Origin of the sequence: Paraburkholderia sp. Ac-20336, from assembly GCF_017105025.1 — a bacterium.
Classification (GTDB): domain Bacteria; phylum Pseudomonadota; class Gammaproteobacteria; order Burkholderiales; family Burkholderiaceae; genus Paraburkholderia.
This window is the reverse complement of sequence record NZ_JAAGPS010000048.1, coordinates 1-18,114: the sequence shown is the minus strand read 5'-3', so window position 1 is coordinate 18,114 and position 18,114 is coordinate 1. Positions and strand designations below refer to the sequence as shown.

14 protein-coding genes are annotated in these 18,114 nt (G+C 65.1%); 3 read left to right on the top strand and 11 right to left on the bottom strand.

The features are described from left to right. Positions 1-18: 18 nt before the first annotated feature. The 11 genes from GXB81_RS15915 to GXB81_RS15865 form a co-directional block, all read right to left on the bottom strand. Positions 19-2,307 (bottom strand): YjbH domain-containing protein, encoded by a 2,289-nt coding sequence (locus GXB81_RS15915; protein WP_205989736.1) that lies wholly within the window; start codon positions 2,305-2,307, stop codon positions 19-21. 135 nt (positions 2,308-2,442) lie between these two features. Further along, entirely contained in the window at positions 2,443-2,733 is a 291-nt protein-coding gene (locus GXB81_RS15910) for a hypothetical protein (RefSeq protein WP_205989735.1), read from the bottom strand. Positions 2,734-2,851: 118 nt separating this feature from the next. Continuing rightward, on the bottom strand, positions 2,852-4,606 hold the full coding sequence (locus tag GXB81_RS15905) for a hypothetical protein (protein WP_205989734.1): 1,755 nt from the start codon (positions 4,604-4,606) through the stop codon (positions 2,852-2,854). Positions 4,607-4,644: 38 nt separating this feature from the next. After that, positions 4,645-5,757, bottom strand: a complete 1,113-nt coding sequence (locus GXB81_RS15900; protein ID WP_205989733.1) for a polysaccharide biosynthesis/export family protein — start codon at positions 5,755-5,757, stop codon at positions 4,645-4,647. Positions 5,758-5,937: 180 nt separating this feature from the next. Next, entirely contained in the window at positions 5,938-7,284 is a 1,347-nt protein-coding gene (locus GXB81_RS15895) for an oligosaccharide flippase family protein (RefSeq protein ID WP_205989732.1), read from the bottom strand. Position 7,285: 1 nt separating this feature from the next. Continuing rightward, a complete protein-coding gene (gene wecC, locus GXB81_RS15890; RefSeq protein ID WP_205989731.1) occupies positions 7,286-8,605 on the bottom strand; it encodes a UDP-N-acetyl-D-mannosamine dehydrogenase in 1,320 nt (439 codons plus the stop codon). Continuing rightward, positions 8,602-10,818: a GNVR domain-containing protein gene (locus GXB81_RS15885; RefSeq protein WP_205989730.1), complete on the bottom strand. Its 2,217-nt coding sequence runs from the start codon at positions 10,816-10,818 to the stop codon at positions 8,602-8,604. Before GXB81_RS15885 ends, wecC begins: the two co-directional genes overlap by 4 nt. Continuing rightward, a complete protein-coding gene (locus GXB81_RS15880) occupies positions 10,811-11,266 on the bottom strand; it encodes a hypothetical protein (RefSeq protein ID WP_205989729.1) in 456 nt (151 codons plus the stop codon). Before GXB81_RS15880 ends, GXB81_RS15885 begins: the two co-directional genes overlap by 8 nt. Before the next feature lie 80 nt (positions 11,267-11,346). Then, the gene (locus tag GXB81_RS15875; protein WP_346777799.1) at positions 11,347-11,859 is read right to left on the bottom strand and encodes an acyltransferase; all 513 of its coding nucleotides are present in this window, start codon (positions 11,857-11,859) and stop codon (positions 11,347-11,349) included. Positions 11,860-11,870: 11 nt separating this feature from the next. After that, positions 11,871-13,046 carry a glycosyltransferase family 4 protein gene (locus GXB81_RS15870; RefSeq protein ID WP_205989728.1) on the bottom strand — a complete coding sequence of 392 codons (1,176 nt, stop codon included), beginning with the start codon at positions 13,044-13,046 and terminating at the stop codon, positions 11,871-11,873. Next, a complete protein-coding gene (locus tag GXB81_RS15865; RefSeq protein ID WP_205989727.1) occupies positions 13,046-14,074 on the bottom strand; it encodes a glycosyltransferase in 1,029 nt (342 codons plus the stop codon). The genes GXB81_RS15870 and GXB81_RS15865 overlap by 1 nt, the downstream gene beginning before the upstream one ends. 694 nt (positions 14,075-14,768) lie before the next feature. On the opposite strand from GXB81_RS15865, the gene GXB81_RS15860 reads away from it, so the two are divergent. The 3 genes from GXB81_RS15860 to GXB81_RS15850 all read left to right on the top strand — a co-directional run bounded on the left by GXB81_RS15860 (position 14,769) and on the right by GXB81_RS15850 (position 18,024). Then, the gene (locus GXB81_RS15860) at positions 14,769-15,482 is read left to right on the top strand and encodes a winged helix-turn-helix domain-containing protein (protein WP_205989726.1); all 714 of its coding nucleotides are present in this window, start codon (positions 14,769-14,771) and stop codon (positions 15,480-15,482) included. Positions 15,483-15,571: 89 nt separating this feature from the next. Beyond that, positions 15,572-16,744, top strand: coding sequence for a UDP-N-acetylglucosamine 2-epimerase (non-hydrolyzing) (gene wecB / locus GXB81_RS15855; RefSeq protein ID WP_205989725.1), 1,173 nt, complete (start codon positions 15,572-15,574; stop codon positions 16,742-16,744). 38 nt (positions 16,745-16,782) lie between these two features. Continuing rightward, positions 16,783-18,024 carry a glycosyltransferase gene (locus GXB81_RS15850; protein WP_205989724.1) on the top strand — a complete coding sequence of 414 codons (1,242 nt, stop codon included), beginning with the start codon at positions 16,783-16,785 and terminating at the stop codon, positions 18,022-18,024. The last annotated feature ends 90 nt before the right edge of the window (positions 18,025-18,114 follow it).

Genomic DNA, 18,114 nt, shown 5'->3' with positions numbered 1-18,114 from the left:
GTTTCTCCGGGAAGGAAATCATTGACAGGAATCAGACGGTTGGGAGTCGGTGCCGACTGCCCGATAGAAATTCGCGCACACGGTGCGCCGATGCCTTGCGCCGAACGCGGCAGCGTGTTTTTCGGGTTGCGCATCCTTCGGCGTTCCGGATGACGGCACAGCGTAGCGCTGGTACGCGTCACGCATCCGGTACAGTTGCGTCGCGAAATATTCCGCACTGAAGCGGCCCTGGTTCAGCAGCACGGACTGCGGGTTGTAGGCGAAGTCGATACTCTTGTCGGCCGTCGAATTGACGTAGTTCGTTCCGCCGACGCGCGTCGCGAAATCGAGGCTGAACTGATCCGCGCCGCCTATCTGCGTCATGCCCGGCTTCATGCCCTGACGTGGCGTCAACGGGAAGCTGATCGCCGCACCGACATAACTGCCCTGTCCGCTGTGCTCCGCATACACGCTGAACGACACGTCGTCGAACCAGCGCGTCACCGTGATCAGCGGCCCTTTGTCGCCGCCGACGAAGCGCGCGGCGCCGGCTTCGACCCACAGCTTCCACGCGGGCTGAACCCATCGGTAAGTGAGCGCGGCGTTGACCTCGCGAGGCAGACTCTCATTGCCCGGCTCCTGACGGAGATACGCGAGCCGCAACCTCACGAGATCCGGCCGCCCCGGCACGAACACGGTGGTTTCGTTTTCCGCCCCCACGTTATGAAAGTCGAACCGTCCGACAGCGAGCACGTTGAGGACACCCGGCGCGATCCAGAAACTCTGCGCGAGTGCCGCATCGGCCAGGCCGGCGTGCAGACGGTATTGGCTGAACACGCGTCCGGCATCCATATTGGCCGTGTGATAGAACGGCGCCACGTAGCTCGCGACCAACTCCGCACCCTGCCACAGCGGCACGTAACCGACGACATTGGCGCCGATCGACGCATCGAGCTTGCCGTATTCGGTTCCGTACAGATAGTTCATGATCGGCTTGATCTCGATGCGCGTCAGACCATGCCGGTGCTCGTCGCCATGCCAGGCGACCGAGTTCGCGTCGTAGTCGGGTCGCGTGCGCATCGTCATCGTCGACGCCAGCGTGCCGGGTGTTCCATCGGCAAGAAAGCGCGCATAAGCGGCGCGATCAATCGTGAGTTCACCGATCACCAGACCGTCTTTTCTTATCACTGCGCGGATTCTCTCGATACCAGCCGGCGCGTTGACGCTCGCCACGCCAAGTACGATGCCGAGCGCGTCGGCCTCGTTCTGGTTGTAGCGATGGTTTTCATATTCGACGATCAGATCGCGGCCATCGACGCCGGCGCGTACCCGTTCCAGTCCGTTTGCAAACAATCGCGAGACGATGCTGTCGAGCGCCGCCGGTTCGTCCGACGGTTCGCCGAGCGCGTCGTCAACCTGCACCGGCACCACCTTCTGCATACCGAACGATTGAGTGGCAAGGCTATCGGACACCGGTGCCGAATGGATGTCCGCCGCGGGCGCGAGCACCGCATTGACCGGTATGGGACGAGGCGCCCCCTGCACGTCGTGATCCGCGACGATACTCGCCGATGCCCGCCCGGCCGCATCGTCTGAGGTCTGCAACTCGCCTGACGGCGGATCGAACCGGTGACCCAACGGAATCTGCACCGCAACGGAAAACGATGTGCGCGGCGCCACGCCGCCGGTCGAGCGCAGAGAGCGCATCGCCGTGCCGATGACGCTCGCGTCGGCCAGCCAGCGGAGCGGCGGCGACTGATAGCGCACCCCCGCATACGGCGTCTTCGCGTCATCTTCGGCGAGCAACGACAGGCCGGTCGACCACAGCGCCAGTTGCATGCCGCCGAACAGCCCATTCAGACGATCGCCCTGCCCGTAGCCGAGCGTCAATGTCGCCGGGCCGACGTTCTGCGACACCACCGCGTACTTCGAGCGGAAATAGTGCGTCTGCCCGCCGACGTCGGTCATGCCGAACGCGATCGCCGGCTGATAACGAAAGAATTGCGGCACCTGCACCTTGATGTCGGCCATCAGATGCCGGAACACGAAATGATCGGCGCCCGAATACGCGGCAGGTACGTCTCCCGGATAGTTCGCGAGACCGCCGGACACTTCGACGTAGGGCAACAGGCCCACGGCGCCCCAGTAGAACTGGGCACCGGTCGCGCGCTGCCCGTACCGAGGGTCCAGATAGTTGTCGTACTGGGCCTGCGCCGTGCCTTCCGGCAGCGCAAACGCATAAGGAATCACGAGGCCGCCGGCCTGCCCGAGCGCATTCAGCGCGGGCGGCGCGGAGGCATGCGCGTACGCGGCGAACAGCGAAGCCATGGCGGCTGCGAGCGCATTCGCTCGAAATGGTTGGTATCGTGCATGCACGCTTGAGTGCTCTCCTAGCTGAGGCGTCGCCAGTGTAGGGGGTCTTTCCGGCTGGCGATGCGACGTGTCAGAAACCGTCGGTAAACGTCAGAACAGTCTGCTTTCGCCGTGCATGCGATAGCAAAAAAGCACCGCTTCCTCCGGCGCCATCTTCATTCGATAGCATGACTGAATATCGGCAACCATCGCGCTGTCTATCACATAGGGCCATCTGACGAACCCCAGTTCCATCGCGACTTCCAGCCATGCATCTGTCCACTGCTCGATTCGCCGTATCTCTTCGTCGGACAGCACATCGTGCAGCGAGAAGGTCGGCAACGGCAGGCGGATCAGTTCGTCCCGGTCCCGGTGAATACTTGCAGCATGCGTTATTTTCATTTTTAGGCCTTCGCTGACATCATGGAAAAAATCCCCGTATGCGCGAAAATCCTACGGCACCGTTTTGCCCGCTGCAGTGACGCCGGTCACAAATCCAGGCGTGTCGGCCATCGTCTGGTCAGGCCGAGACCGTGCCCCAGTCGGCGAAGCGCGGCGGCTGCAGACGCACCTGTCCGCTCGCCGCGCAGGAAAGCGCCGTATCGAGCGTGCAGATGTCGCCATCGACCGCGACGATCTGCACGGTGTCGGGGCACCCATCGATACGTACGTAGCAGCCGACGCCGGGCGCGGCGCCGCACTGGATGCGTAGCGACTGCGAGCCTGCCTCCGCCCGACCGGTTACAAAACCGGTCTCGCCCAGCGAGCCGCTTTCGATACAGACCCAGCCGATGCCCGTTCCTGGTGCAGGACGAGCACGCCAGATCAACTGCCCCGCAGCAAAATTGCCGCTTTGCGGCAGCGCGTCCGCCACCCTCCGCTCGCCCGCTTCGCGCCACGCCCCCGCCGCCGCTGGACCCGCCGTTGCAGCAGCAACTGCGATAAAAAAACGTTGGTGGGCGTTGTCGAACAGAATCTGGCCGCTACGCCGCGGCTCCAGTCGCCCCTGCGGCGGCAGCGGCGAAATCAGCGCCGCGTCATGGCCCTGCGCAGTGCCCGCCATCCGCACGTGAGTCGTCGCGGTGTCGTCATCGACCGCGCGCACGTCGACGCGCTCCGCGTGCCCGGTGACGATGAAAAACTCGTTATGAAACAGCGTCGCGTGCACCGCGTTCGAAAGGTGTGCGAAGCGCCAGGTGCGTGGCGTATTCCACACGTAATTCTGCGACGCGCGATAGTCCTGCACCGGCGCGCGCGCATCGATGACGGCGGTGCGCGGAAAAAACACGTTGTCCTCCAGCGCCATGCCGCGCAGCGTGCGCGTGCCGTCGACCACGATGCAGGCGGCTGCCGCATCCGCGTCGCCGCGCGCGAACGACTCATCCGTGCAACCGACGATCCGCACGCTACCGACGATGTCCGTGAAGCGGAAAGCGGCTTCTGCGTGGCCGCGCGCCACGACGTAGCAATGCTCGATCGCAATCTGCTGCACGGTCGCATCGGTCGACGAACCCGGATCCTGTTCGAACCAGATTGCCGCACCGTTGGGCGACGTGTGATAGACGTTCAGATTGCTGAGCGTCGTGACGGTCAGCGGACGCACATGCGCATCGGTCGCACGAAATTTCGATGCAAGGCCGAGCGAGTTACGCGTCGTAAAGTACAGCGTGGCCGCGCCCGAGTCGTTGCGAAAATCGCCTTGCCGGAAGCTCCACATCTCGCCCGCGTAGTTATAGACCGCTGCGCTCGTATAGCGACCGTAGCAGCGCACGTTTTCAAGCGAATGCCCGTAGCTTTCGATCGACCCGGCGATGCGCGACGCGAAGATCGCGCAGCGCGGCGGATCGGCGGGCAAGCCGGTGAACGTCAGATTGCGCAGCACGAGCCCCGACGTGCCCGAGATGTCGAGCCCCTGCGAAGCGCCGCCGCGCACGATGAAGTTCGCGTGATTGGGCGCCGGCTGATGTGTCGTGTTGGTCCCTTCGAGAATCAGGCCGACGTAATAGAGGCGCGTCAGATCGAGATCGGTGATTACGTGATCGGCGCCGATCATGACCCGCCGGCAACGCGAGTGTGCCGCATAGGCCAGACAACGCTGGATTGCCTGGGTATCGTCGGTGACGCCGTCGCCAACGGCGCCGAAGTCGTACACCGACACGCTGTCACGCCGTGCCGGATCGACGTTCGGCGTTTGCGCGCGCACAGGCAGCGCCGACGCGCCGACGGCGCCTGCCGCCAGCGAGCCGGCCAGAAAACGGCGGCGAATCGGTTCCATGCAACATGCCCTCGAAAATGGATCAGGTGCCGCGCCGGCTACATGCCGAGGCTCTTGAGATCCGCGAGACCGCCGGCAAACGGCAGCATCTGCGAGATGACGCGGGAGAAGCGCGTCACGCTGGCGGCGTCGACGTAGATGATGTCCCGCGGCGACAGCACCACCTGGTCGGCCAGCGCGACCGCAACCGGCGACGAGCAGTCGAGATGGAACACTGTCGTCGTATTCAGGCCGCTCGCCCGCACCAGATATAGCTGCCGCGCGTTCGATGTCAGCGGATTGAGGCCGCCCGCATCGTTGAGCGCTTCGGCGAGCGTGTACGGACCGTCCGTCGGCATCGGCAGCGACGCCGGTTTGGCGATTTCGCCCATCACGAACACTTTCTTGATACGCCGGTTCGGGATGTCGACAATGTCGCCGTCCACGAGGCGGATGTTGTTGCGCATGTCGCCGAGATACAGCAGACGATACAGGTCGATCGAAATCTGCTTTTTGCCGCGAGTAAGCGTGGCGCCCGACAAATCGGCTTCAGGCGTAACACCACCCGCCAGACCGATCGCGTCCGCGACGTTCACCGGCACGTCGGTAAGCGGTACGACTTCGGGCTGCTTCACTTCGCCGGTCACGTACACCTTCTGGCTGCGGAAGCTCACCACGCTCACGTCGAGCTGGGGCGCGCGCACGTAACGCGCGATGCCCGTCGTCAGCGCCGCACGGATCTCCGGCACCGTCTTGCCCTTGACGCGCAACGTGCCGATGTACGGGTAATAGATCGTGCCGTCGGCCTGCACCACGCGACCCAGTGCATCGCCGCCGTTGGACGACGCCACCGCCTGGGCCGCGAGCGTCTGCGCGCTGCCGGTCTGGATCGCGCTGCCCGACTGCGCGCCGATGCCGGGATTGTTCAGCTCCGGGTGATCCCATACGATCACGTGCAGCACGTCGCCGACACCCACCTTGTATTGATAGCCGATGCCCGACTGCATGACGTCCTCAGCCGGCTCGTCCACAACCGGCCGCACGGGTGCCGCCGTGACGGCGTTGACGCCCGCCACCGTCAGCGGCCGCAGCACGTAGTGTTGTCCGTTCACGTCGACGCTCGTGCCGTCTTGCGTCTGAGCCGGCGTGGCGGAATCGGCATTGAAACGCATGCCCGGTGCAAAGGCACAGCCTGCGAGGATGATAGATGCCAAAGAAGCGAGAATGACAGCGATATGTTTCATGAAAGCCATGGGTTCTTCGGGTGGAAGTGGCGAGCGTCGCAGCGAAGCTGCATCAGCGCGTGTGGTGCGTCGTGCGAAGCGACGCGATACCGGCAAGCCCGGTCGAAGTCATGATGGCCGCTCTTCGTGCTGCGCCAACGCCGCTTCGCGCAGGTGCAGACGCAGAAACACCAGATGGATCAGCGTGTGCACGGCATACGCGATCACGAGACCCTGTGCGAGGGCAAGAGCGCCGGTGCGCGGCACCTGATACCACGCAAAGCCCAGATAGATCGCACTCCACAGCAGATTGACCGACAGGCCGAACCACAAGCGATTGGTCGCCGTCATGATCTGTCCGATCGCCGCGTTCATTCCGTTCGCCGCCGCGGCGACCGCGAGCCATCGCAACAATGGCGCGGCGCCGTGGTACGCGGGGCCATACAAGGCCATCAGCCTGCCGGCGATGAGCCACATCGCCAGCGACGACGCACACGAGACGAGCGCATTCGCGACGATGCTATGACGCGTCAGCAGCGCGAAGCCGCGTCCGTCGCCGGAGGCGCGCAGCCGTGATAGTGCGGGCAGCACGGTGCCCGCAATCACCGTCGGGATGAAGGTCAGTCCGGTGTACCACTGGTAAGCCGCGTTGTACTGCCCCACCTGCGCGAACCCCGTGGGCGTTCGTGAGAGCAGCGACAGCGCGAGCCAGTTGACCGGTGCCATCGCCAGCGCGCTCAGCACGATCGGCGTGCTGAGCGCAACGAAGCGGCGTGCTTCGGCCCGCATCCATGTCGCGCGCCACGCGTCGCGCCAGCCGGTGCCCGTGCAGATCGCGCGCGCGCCATAACACGCCCATAGCCCCGTCACGACGATCAGCGCGCCGAGCGCGCCCGTTACACCGGCCAGCCAGGCACACAGTGGCACCGTGCAGGCGAGCGAGACAGCGCCAGCGCTCGAGATCGACGCGTTGGTGCGAAAGCGTTCGAGCCCATATAGCGTGCCCTGCACCACGCCCTGGACAATCGCCGGCACCACGGCCAGCGCGCCAAGCTCGAGCGGGCCGATGAGCGTCTCATGGTGAAAGTGCTCCTTTGCAAGCGACGGCGCCGACCACGCCACGAGGCCACCGGCGAGTACCGCGTAAGCGAGCCCGGCGAGTGTCACGATGACCACGCCGCTATCGCGGCGCGGCGCCATCTCGCCATGAAAGTCGCCGAGATACTTGCTGGCGGCCACCCCGAGGCCACTCGTCGACAGACTCGCGACCGATGTGACTGTAGTGAGCACCAGTACATATTCACCGTAGTGCGCGGGTCCGAGAACACGGGCAAGCAGCACCGCCGACACGAGGGCCGCGACGCGCCCGGCCAGCGCGCCGCCCACGCTCCAGCCAGCCACGCGGCCGAGCCTCGCGAGCGGCGCGCCGCGCATCATCACGCCGCGCGCGAGAGCAGGGACTCTGAAACCGCGCACGTTATTGCCACAGTCCCTTGGTGTCGACGATCGCCTTGCCATGCAGCGCCGCGAGATCGACCGAATGGAACGCGCGATGCTTGACGAGCACCACCACGAGGTCGGCCATCGCGAGCGCCGCATCGACCTCGACGAGATGTGCGTTCGGCGCCTGCAGCTCAGCCGGCAGCGCATCGATATGCGGCTCCGCGATCAGCACATCGCAACCCGGCTCGCGCGTCAGCGCATCGGCGATCATCACGGCCGGGCTTTCGCGCAGATCGTCGACATCCGGCTTGAAGGCGAGACCCAGCACCGCAATGCGCACCGGCTCGTCGCCCTGCGTCGCGCGGCAGGCCGCAATCGCGTGGCGCACCTTCTCGAGCACCCATTGCGGCTTGTAATCATTGACTTCGCGCGCGGTACGGATAAGCCGCGACTGCTCGGGCGCGCCGCTGACGATGAACCATGGATCGACGGCAATGCAGTGACCGCCCACACCCGGTCCCGGTTCGAGGATGCTCACGCGCGGATGCCGGTTTGCAAGCCGGATCAGCGACCATATGTCGACCTCGAACCGCGCAGCCACGAGCGACAGTTCGTTGGCAAACGCGATATTGACGTCCCGGAAGCTGTTTTCCGACAGCTTGCACAACTCGGCCGTGCGCGCGTCCGTGACGGCGCAATCGCCTTCGACGAAGCGGCGGTAAAACTCGGCGGCGCGGTGCGCGCACGCCGGCGTGATGCCGCCGATCACGCGATCATTCTTCACGAGTTCGATACAGGTGCGGCCGGGCAGCACGCGCTCCGGGCAATACGCGACGAACACGTCCGGCGTCCCGGTGTCGCCTTTGCGCGGGAAGTCGAGGTCGGGGCGCGCCTCGGCGAGCCATTCGCACATCTGCTCGGTGGCACCGACCGGGCTGGTCGATTCCAGCACGACCAGATCGCCCTGCTTGAGGACCGGCGCAACGGATAGCGCCGCGCTTCGCACGTACTTCAGGTCCGGCTCGTAGTCGTCCTTGAACGGCGTGGGTACCGCGATCAGGAACACGGATGCCGGCTGCGGCGCGCGCGCGACGCTCAGCAGCTTACGCTCGACCGCATGCGCGACCTGCTCCGCCAGGCCGGGTTCCTCGATGTGGATGGTGCCGCGCGACACCGCGTCGATCACGCGCGGGTCGACGTCGACACCCAGCACGCGAATCGAGCGTTGCGCCACGATGGCGGCGGTCGGCAAGCCGATATAACCGAGACCGACGACGCAAACATCGTAGCTCGCCGTGGCAGCGGCGGACGGGCTGCCGGCGGAAGAGCCGGGAACGAGATCGAGTGTGGTCATTTGCCTTCCTCGTAGGTGTAATAGCCGACGTAGCGCCGCCGGCCGGACCCGTATTGGCCGCGCCGCATGTCCATGTCGTTGTAGACGATGCCGCGCGGCTGGATGCCGCCCTGCTTGAGAGCCGCGATGGAATGTTCGAGCTCGTCGATCGAGGTCGTGCCTTCACGCGCCACCATCAGCGAGAGGTCTGCGTGACCGCCGACGATTGCGGAATCCGCGACGGCGAGCACCGGCGGCGTATCGACGATCACGTAGCGATAGCGCGAGCGCAGCGTGGCAAGCAGTTCCACGAAGCGCGGCGACATCAGCAGATAGGCCGGCGCATCGGGATAGTCCCCGCAGGCGATGAAGTCGGGCAACTCGCCCCCGCCCTTGCGGATCACCGTTTCGAGATCCGCCTTGTCGCACAGGTATTCGGACAGGCCCGGTGCGCGTTCCAGACCGAGCGCCTTGTGCAGGCGTCCGCGTCGCAGATCGCAGTCGATCAGCGCGACGGATTCGCCCGAGGTCGCGAGCAGGGTCGAGAGGTTCAGCGACACGAACGACTTGCCGACGCCGGGGCTCGGGCCCGCGATCAGGATCATGCCCTTGCCCTGTTCGACCAGCATGATCTGCAACGCGACCTGCAGGCTGCGGATACTTTCGATGGCAGGTTCGTTAGGATAACGATTGGCTAGCACCGTGCCGCCGGCCGTCGCACGATCCAGCGCGTGCTGCCGCAAAGAACGCGGAATCTGCGCGAGTACCGGCAAACCCAACGATTCCTCGATCACACCCGGATCGCGCACGCCCTCGAACACCGCCCACTTCAGGAACGCGAGCGTCGTGCCGATGCCGAGACCGCCAATCACCGCGAACACCATGATCAGCGCTTTCCTCGGCTTGACCGGCTGTTCGGCCGCTACCGCGTAGTCGACCACCCGGACGTTGCCGACCTTGCCCGCATGCGCGATGTCGAGTTCCTGCGATGCGTTCAGCAGATTCATGTACAGATCGGTGTCGACCTGCAGGTTGCGCACCAGCGTCACCTGCTGCTGCTCGAGCGCGGGCAGATCCGCGATCCGTTGCTGATAGCCCGCGAGCTGCTTGTCGAGCGTGCCGATCTGCTGATCGAGCGCGCCCACCGCCGGGTTCAGCTCGGTAAACCGTTCGTTCATCTCGCTGCGTTTCTGACGCAGTTCGAGCAGCTTGGTCTGCGCATCCACCGACTGCTCCAGCAGCAGCTTGGTCTGCTCGGCCAGGTCGATCGTGCCGTAGCGGTTGCGGTACGTGTTGAACGCGGTTTCCGAGCGCTCGAGCTGCGCTTTCAGGCGCGGCAACTGTCCGTTCAGGAAGTCGATGGTTTTGCGCGTATCGAGCGCGTGATACTCGAGGTTTTGCGCGAGGTATTCGCTGGCGATCGCGTTGAGCACCTCGGCGGTACGGCGCCGGTCCCGGCCGGTCAGCGTCACGCCGATCACGTCGGACTCGCGGCCCAGCTCCTGCACCGTCAGGTCACGTTGCAAACCGTCGATCACGTCGAGCCGCGAATGACGGCGCAGTTCGAAGCGTTCGCCGGTGCGCGCAACGAGCTTCGTCACACGTAATCCGATCGTGCCGAGGTCATTGGACAGCACGAGCGGCACGCCCACCTGTCCGGTCGCATCGATGCCGCCCTGACTGTTGCTCAGCCGGAAACGTCCGCCACCGAGACTCGTCAGCGTGAAGGGTTTGTCTTCGAGTTCGGGCGGCACGTCGAAGCGCTCGACGTCGATGGCCTCACCGCCCCACGCGTAGCTATCGAAGCCGAAGCGCGGCGGGTTCACGCCGCCGTTCGCGTGCGGCCGCCCTTGCAGGAAGCGTCCGATGACCGGCAGCATGACCGGTCTCGCATCGATGTAGAGCCGGAGTTTGTCGACCGCTGCCGACACCACCAGCCGCGACTTGATGATCTCCATTTCCGCGGGCGCACCGGCTTTCAGCTGCAGTGCCGACGACAGATCGCCGAGCAGGTTGCTCGAACCGCCGGACTGGTCCTCCACCTGAACGACGAGATTCGATTCGTAGGTCGGCGGCGCGATCAGCACGTAGATCGCACCGAGCACCACCACGACGGCAGTCGTGAGCAGAATCAGCGCCTTGTTGGACAGCACGAGCTCCAGGTAATACGAGAGCTTGCGCTCCTGGTCGGCACCGCCCGGCAGAAAGAAACGTTCAGTCGTCGAATCAGCCATGTTCGCGCGCTCCGTTGAGCGCGTCGATGCGCTGGACCCATCCCGGCACGCAGGCGCGGATCTGCTCGAAGACGCGCTCGAGTACTTCAGCGCTGCCGCCGTGTGGATCCTCGATGTCGCCGCCCACTGAAGCGCCGTACAGAAACGTTTTGCCGGCCGCGGCCGGAAAGCGCTTCTCGAGCTCGCGCTTCTGCCCCGTCTCCATGACGAGCAGCAGATCGGCACGCACCACGTCGGCACTGCCGATCTGCCACGGTGCCCAATGAGGGCGCGTCAGGCCATGTGCTGCAAACATTTCCCTGAGCACTTGCGGCGCGAGTGTGCCGAGTGCGGCATGCAGTCCCGCAGAACGCACTTCACAGTCGGGCAGCACCGCTTGCAGCAGGGCCTCGGCGATCGGGCTGCGGTACAGATTGCCCGTGCATACGACCAAAATATTCCTGATCATCAAACGAATCCGGCAGGTTGAACATCGACGGTCGCGCCTGAATCAGGCTGATGCACCGTCTTGCGAAATACAGCCTTCAATCACGCTCTCGTGCGAATGACGCGTGCGGGATTCCCGCCGACGATCGCGTTGGGCGCCACGTCTTTCGTGACCACGCTGCCGGCGGCGATCACCGCGCCTGCACCGATCGTCACACCCGGCAGCAGAACGCAGTTCGCCCCCACCCACACATCGGCGCCGATCCTCACGGGCCGGCCCGCATGGCCGCTCGAAAACACCTTCCCGGGCAGCGGCGGAATCACATGATTGGTCGACAGGATCTGCGTGCGATAACCGATCAGCACGCGGTCGCCAATCTGCACGCCCCCGCCCGTCGTGACCACTACGCCCAGCGCGAAATCGACGTCGTCACCCACGACCAGATGACGTCCCGGCACGATCCAGACTCCGGGGTAAAACACCGGGCGCTTGCCGATGCGCGCGCCGAGCGCACGCAGCGTCAACGCCTTCACCGCGTTGCAACTGCGCCACCGCGGCATGGCAAACAGCATCGCGAGCGCCGTCTCCACCCACACCACCAGCGCGTAACGCACGTCTCGCCTGCTCAGCACCGCACACCCGCGTCGGCCGCGTACGACAGCAGCATCGCGCGGATCTGGTCCATCCGCGTGTCCTGATTGCCGAGGCGGCGCAAACGCGCGGCGCCGTTCGCCACCAGCCGCGCAATATCCACCTGGCCACGCACGAAGGCGAGCATGCGTTGCGCAATCTGCTCGACATCGTGGGGTTCGCAGTAGATCGCGCTGTCCGCGCAGATTTCGCGCGCGAAGTCACGATCGCTGACGAGCAGCGGTACGTTCGCTTTCCATGCTTCCATGTAGTTGTTGCTGAAACTCTCGAGGTCGCTGAGATTCACCAGTACGTGCGCCTCGTCGTACAGCGACTGGATATCGCGTGACGCGACCGCGCCGCGAAAGTCGAAATGGGCGGCGGTAGCGGTATCGCCATTCAACTCGCCCGCGAGCGCGTCGGCCCCGCAACTGACGAGAAAACGGAAACGCCTCGCCGCGCCCGACGCGAGCAAACGCTTCGCGACGGCCGGCAGACGCCACAGGTTCTTGTGCGGCGACGCTCCGCTCAGGAACAGGAACGTGACCGGCCCCGCATCGGCAGCAGTACGCGGCGACGCGCCCAGATAATCCGACGGCGCGGGCGGCAACACATGCACCTTGCCGGGTGCGAGCCTGCAATGCGCGGCAATGCGGCGCTGCATGACCGGCGTCTCGACGATCACGTGGTCCGCCGCCAGCAAACGCCGCCGGCGCGCCTCGTTCTTGATGCGCTGACGCAGCGCCGCGCGCCACGGCAGATGACGCCAGTACGGCGACTCCGGGTAGCAGATGATCGGATACGCGACGCCCACCACGCTCGTCACGTTGCGGCCGTGCGGCAAACCGGCGCCAAACAACGTCTTGATGACGACAATCCCGTTCTCGCGAATGAACCTCTGCAACGTCGTACGTTCGAACCACACACGCCACAGCACCGGCGAGGGGCAACGTAGCTGATGCGAAGCGGGCAGCTTCAGCGGATAGTGCGCCAGCTCGCCCGTATCCGGTAGCACCACGTAAAGCTTCAGGCCAGCCCACTCGCGGGAGAACACGCTATCGAGAAAGTTCAGTGCGAGTTGCACGCCGCCGCCCGTGCGAATGCCCGAAAAGTCGAACAGGATGCCGGGAGCGGAAGCCGCGCCACGCTTTTCCGAGGTGGTCCGCGCCATCACAGCTCGATCCACGGACGCTGCACGAAGCCGGCGCCGAACGTGCCGGCGCGATACAGCGAGCAATAGAGCGTGCCGTAGCACACGACGAATCCGCCCAGCCATATGATCGTGCTCAACTCGCTGTCGCGCAGGCAGACGGCCGGCACGACGGCCATCGCGTTCAGCAGCCACAACGCCACCGTCGTCAGCGGATTGCGCAGATCGCCGAGACGTGTGTCAGTTGACCACGGTTGCAGCGAGATCCAGCGATACACGAGGTGATGCAGATGCTGCGCATCGGGCTCGGCTGCTGGCGTGCGCGTCACGAGACGACGCCGCGCGATCGAAAAGAGCGTCTCCGTCACCGGGTAGCCGCTCAGCAGCAGCACCGACCACGGGCCCACCGCATGATCCCGCTCGACGAGCAGCAACGCCAGTTCGGCCACCACGAAGCCCGCGAAATACGCGCCACCGTCGCCCAGAAAAATCCGGCCGAACGGAAAATTCCACATCATGAAGCCGGCCAGTGCCGCCACGCATAGGAGCGTCATCTGCAGCAGCATCGTGTCGCCGCTCGCATAGCCGAGCGCGCCGATGCCGAGCAGCACCGCACAGCACACGCCCGACGCGAGCCCGTTATAGCCGTCGATCAGATTGATGGAGTTCGATACGCCGGAGACGGCCACGAGCGTCACCGGTATCGCCACCAGCGTAAACTGCAAGGCGTGATCGAAAAACGGCACGCCGGTTCGCGTCAGGCTCGCCGTCAGCAGGAAGTAGCCGAGCAGCGCGGCGACCATCGTCATCGCGAGACGTACCGCCGGCGACACCGCCTTCGTCATGTCCTCGACAAGGCCGGCACCGAAGGCCGGCAGCGCGCACGCCAGCGTCAACGAAAGCAGTTCGATAAACGCACTCCGATTGCCGCATGCGAGCGCGGCGAGCACATAGAGCAGCAGACTGCCGAACACCGCGATACCACCGATGCGCGGCACCGACACACCATGCACTTTCTGCACGCTTGCAAGGTCGCTATCACCTGTCATTCTCAAATGCCAGCCACGGGTTTTTATCAGCGCGGCGGACAATAAGAAGGCCAGCGCGAATACCAGTACAGGTTCCATGTTTGAGCTCTTTTTAGAAGAGTCGTGAATGCGTGGTGGAATTCATCAATGCCTGTTCAACCACTCCCCCGTCAGACCGGCGCAAGTGTAAAGGCGTGTTTCGATGACCAGACCGACACGTCATCAATGGTCGGAATTTGTCAGAACCCGTGAGCGGCAAAACTCGTAGCCCGTGAATTTCGCCGGTCCGTTTTGTCACGAAAACCTCTGCGCATGGGCATCCGCAGGCTCAAGCAGGCGAACAGAAGCGGATGCGGACGCGGCAAACATGAATGGACAACCGACATCAATCTGTGACGGACGTCACTGCTATTTCCGTCAAGGCACGAAATAATGCGCACGGCTTCCAAATGCCGTTATGCGTGCCGACAACCGCCTATTGAGGCGCAATAGAAGACACCTTGGGACCGGGCCATTTCCGCTTTAAAAAACCGCATCGCCGAAGTCGGAATACAGGTTATTAAATGAAAAGAAATGACGAGAGAATGCATGACCGGGGTGGCGCGGTCACGCGCGTACACAACCAGACGGCCGGACATGCTGCACCATCCGCTTGCGCTTTTGCGGCAATGCAGCTGTATGCGGCACGCCGCCAATCTGCTCGCGATGTGCTGTGATGTTCATCGCCATCCTTGAACTGGATCCCTCCGCGCGTGCCCAGTTGGCCATCGCGCTGCAAAGAGCGGGGCATCACGTCACCGACATGCCCTACGCCGCCGCGCTCACGCGCCACCTGGCCGCACATCCGTGCGACATCGTCGTGGTCGGCAGCCGCGAGGCGCATGGCGAAGTCGAGGCGACCATCGCACGGCTGCGTGCGCGGCGCCGGCTCGGCATCGTGGCGCTGATCGATGCGATGGATCACGAAGTGCGCATTGCGGCGCTCGAGAGCGGCGCCGACAGTTGCGTGACCCGCCCGTACGACACGCGCGAAATCACAGCCTGCGTGGAAAGCCTCGCACGCCGCATCCGCGACAACCACGATAGCCGGATTGCCGAGCCCGAACCGCAGGATAGCGCGAAGCCGTCGGACGCGTGGCTGCTCGTGTCGCGCAAATGGCTGCTGCTATCTCCCAACGGCGAACAGGTGCAATTGACCGCGACCGAATGTTCGCTGCTGTCGCTCCTGCTCGCGCACGCGGGCAAACCGGTCTCGCGGCGCGACATCGTCACTGCGCTCGGCTACGACTATCGGCACTACGACGAGCGGCGCCTCGAAGCCCTGGTGAGCCGCTTGCGCCGCAAGCTCGGCCGCCATCCTGACGGCACGCCGATTCGCGTCGCACATGGGTTCGGCTATGCCTTCACGGCGTCCGGACTGGTTTCCTGATATTTCGCCATACGAATCATATTTCTTCGCTCCTGCGTCACTCGAGCGACACGCGCCGCATGCGCTTTTCCCCTAATCGTTGAGCCGTCATGACCCAGCCCACCATCCTCATCGTCGTCGGCACCCGGCCGGAAGCCATCAAGATGGCGCCGGTGATCCATCGGCTACGGCGCGAAGCGCATCTTCGCACCGTCGTCTGCGCTACCGCCCAGCATCGCCAGATGCTCGACCAGGTATTCGCCAACTTCGAGATCAAGGCCGACATCGACCTCGATCTGATGCGCGCCGACCAGAACCTCACGAGCCTGACGGCCAACGTGCTGACGCATGTCGGTCGCGTACTCGCCGAGGTCAAGCCGGCCTGCGTGCTGGTGCACGGCGATACGACGACGGCCATGGCGTCGTCGCTGGCGGCGTTCTATGCGAACGTCGACATCGGCCATGTGGAGGCCGGCCTGCGTACCGGCGATCTGCTACAGCCGTGGCCGGAAGAGTTCAACCGCCGCGCCGTCGATCTGGTCAGCACGCACTACTTCGCGCCGACGCGGCAGGCGCAGCACAATCTGCTGGCCGAAGGCATATCCGGCGAATCGATTCTCGTGACGGGCAACACCGTGATCGACGCGCTGCTGATGACACTCGACCATACGCGCCGCCATGGCGGCGTCGCGGCTGCGCTGCATGCGCGCTACCCGTTCCTGCAAGGCGACTCGCGCGTGGTGCTCGTGACCGGCCATCGCCGCGAAAATCACGAGTACGGTCTGGCTTCGCTGTGCCGCGCATTGAAACGCATCGCGGCGGACACCAGCGTGCAGGTCGTCTACCCCGTGCATCCGAATCCGAACGTGCAGCGCATCGCCGCGTCGGTGCTGTCCGGTGTCGACAACGTGCATCTGATCGCCCCGCTCGATTACCCCGAATTCGTCTGGCTGATGCGACGCTCGGCGATCATCCTCACCGACTCGGGCGGCATCCAGGAAGAAGCGCCTTCGCTCGGCAAGCCGGTGCTGGTGCTGCGCGACGTCACCGAGCGCCCCGAGGCACTCGAGGCCGGCACGGTCACGCTGGTCGGCACGGACGAGCACCGGATCTACGACGAATGTACCCGGCTGCTCAAGGACGAGGCCTATTACCGCGACTGCTCGACCCGCAGGAATCCGTTCGGCGACGGCCGGGCGAGTGAACGCATCGCATCGTTCCTGCGCGCGCGCTATGCCCCCGAGCATCACAGCGCGTCGCTCGGCTTGCCGGCACTGTCATGACGGCGACGGCGGGCCCCGGTGGCCCGAAACGCCCCGTCGTGCTGATCACTTGCTTCAACGCGGACGCACCGACTTCCGGCTACGCGACACGCGTACTACAGATGGTGGAAAGCTATGCGGCACGCGGATTCGAAGTCTGCGTGCTGCGCTTCGTACCGATCGCGCACCGCGCCCGGAGCTGGCGCGCGGCGCTGCTCGAGCACGGAGCAAGCCGGGTATTCGAATGGAGCGCCCCGCCGGTCTCGCGCTACGAGCTCGGTCGGCGCCTCGCCGTGCTATGGGGCCGGCCGCTCATGCTCGCGCTGCGCGCTCGGCTGCGCCCAGCCGTGGTGCAGGCGGAAGGCCACGAGGCCGCGGCAGTCACGCTGTGGCGCGAGGCGCGTGCCCTGCAGGTCGCGGATCTGCACGGGGCCGTGCCCGAGGAAACCGAATACCGGCGCCGCCAGCAGCGCCTCGCCTCGCCGCAGGCGCCGCGCTGGTTTCATCGGCACGAAGCGCGGGTATTGCGGGCTTGCGATGCGTACCTCGTCGTGTCGAACGGCATGATCGGCCACCTGCGCCGCAAGCTCGGTCCGCTGGCGTTTCACGACAAGGCATTCGTGCTCGACGTCAGGTCTTCGCCGCGCTTCACCCATACGCCGGTGCACGTAACACGGCGGGACTACGGCATCGCCGATGACGAGACGGTCATCGTGTACTCGGGCGGCGTGCACGCCTATCAGCGGATTCCCGCGATCGCCGGCTTCGTGGCGACGCTCGCCGCGCAGGCCGCCCGCATCCGCTTCGTGGTCTTCACCGCCGATCCGCAGGCCGCGCGCGAACAGCTCGGGCCGCTCGCGCATCGTGCGGGCACCATCATCGCGAGCGTGCCGCCGGCCGAGCTTCATGCGCATCTGCGTATCGCCGATTTCGGCATCATCTTCCGCGACGATCACGTGATCAATCAGGTCGCGTCGCCAACGAAGATCTGGGAGTACCTGCTGTCGGGTCTGCATGTGATCTGCAACAGCGCGGCAGGCAACGCACCCGAGGCGGCCGGCGCGCTCGATGCCGCGCTCGTGGTGAATCCGCAACCCGCAGCACACGACTGGCCGGGTATCGCGCAAGCCATCGCGGACATCGTGCACGAGCGGCGGGCCACGCCGGATCGGGTCGCCGCCGCGGCCCGCCGCCATCTGCAGCAGGAAGGCGGCTGGGACAGCCGCTTCGACGCATGGCTCACGCGCCTGCGCCGCGCGCTCGCCGACCGGCATGGCGCAATCCCGGAGACCTTGCCATGAGGGTGTTGCAGGTCGTGCCCACCCTCTCGGCGGGCGGTGCGGAAACGCTCGTCGCGGAACTCGCGCTCGCGCTCGGCCGCCGTGGGCACG

Coding starts and splice junctions, on each gene's coding strand:
- GXB81_RS15915 (WP_205989736.1), bottom strand. CDS start 2,307: ATGGCTTCGCTGTTCGCCGCGTACGCGCATGCCTCCGCGCCGCCCGCG.
- GXB81_RS15910 (WP_205989735.1), bottom strand. CDS start 2,733: ATGAAAATAACGCATGCTGCAAGTATTCACCGGGACCGGGACGAACTG.
- GXB81_RS15905 (WP_205989734.1), bottom strand. CDS start 4,606: ATGGAACCGATTCGCCGCCGTTTTCTGGCCGGCTCGCTGGCGGCAGGC.
- GXB81_RS15900 (WP_205989733.1), bottom strand. CDS start 5,757: ATGCGTTTCAATGCCGATTCCGCCACGCCGGCTCAGACGCAAGACGGC.
- wecC (WP_205989731.1), bottom strand. CDS start 8,605: ATGACCACACTCGATCTCGTTCCCGGCTCTTCCGCCGGCAGCCCGTCC.
- GXB81_RS15885 (WP_205989730.1), bottom strand. CDS start 10,818: ATGGCTGATTCGACGACTGAACGTTTCTTTCTGCCGGGCGGTGCCGAC.
- GXB81_RS15880 (WP_205989729.1), bottom strand. CDS start 11,266: ATGATCAGGAATATTTTGGTCGTATGCACGGGCAATCTGTACCGCAGC.
- GXB81_RS15870 (WP_205989728.1), bottom strand. CDS start 13,046: ATGGCGCGGACCACCTCGGAAAAGCGTGGCGCGGCTTCCGCTCCCGGC.
- GXB81_RS15865 (WP_205989727.1), bottom strand. CDS start 14,074: ATGACAGGTGATAGCGACCTTGCAAGCGTGCAGAAAGTGCATGGTGTG.
- GXB81_RS15860 (WP_205989726.1), top strand. CDS start 14,769: ATGTTCATCGCCATCCTTGAACTGGATCCCTCCGCGCGTGCCCAGTTG.
- wecB (WP_205989725.1), top strand. CDS start 15,572: ATGACCCAGCCCACCATCCTCATCGTCGTCGGCACCCGGCCGGAAGCC.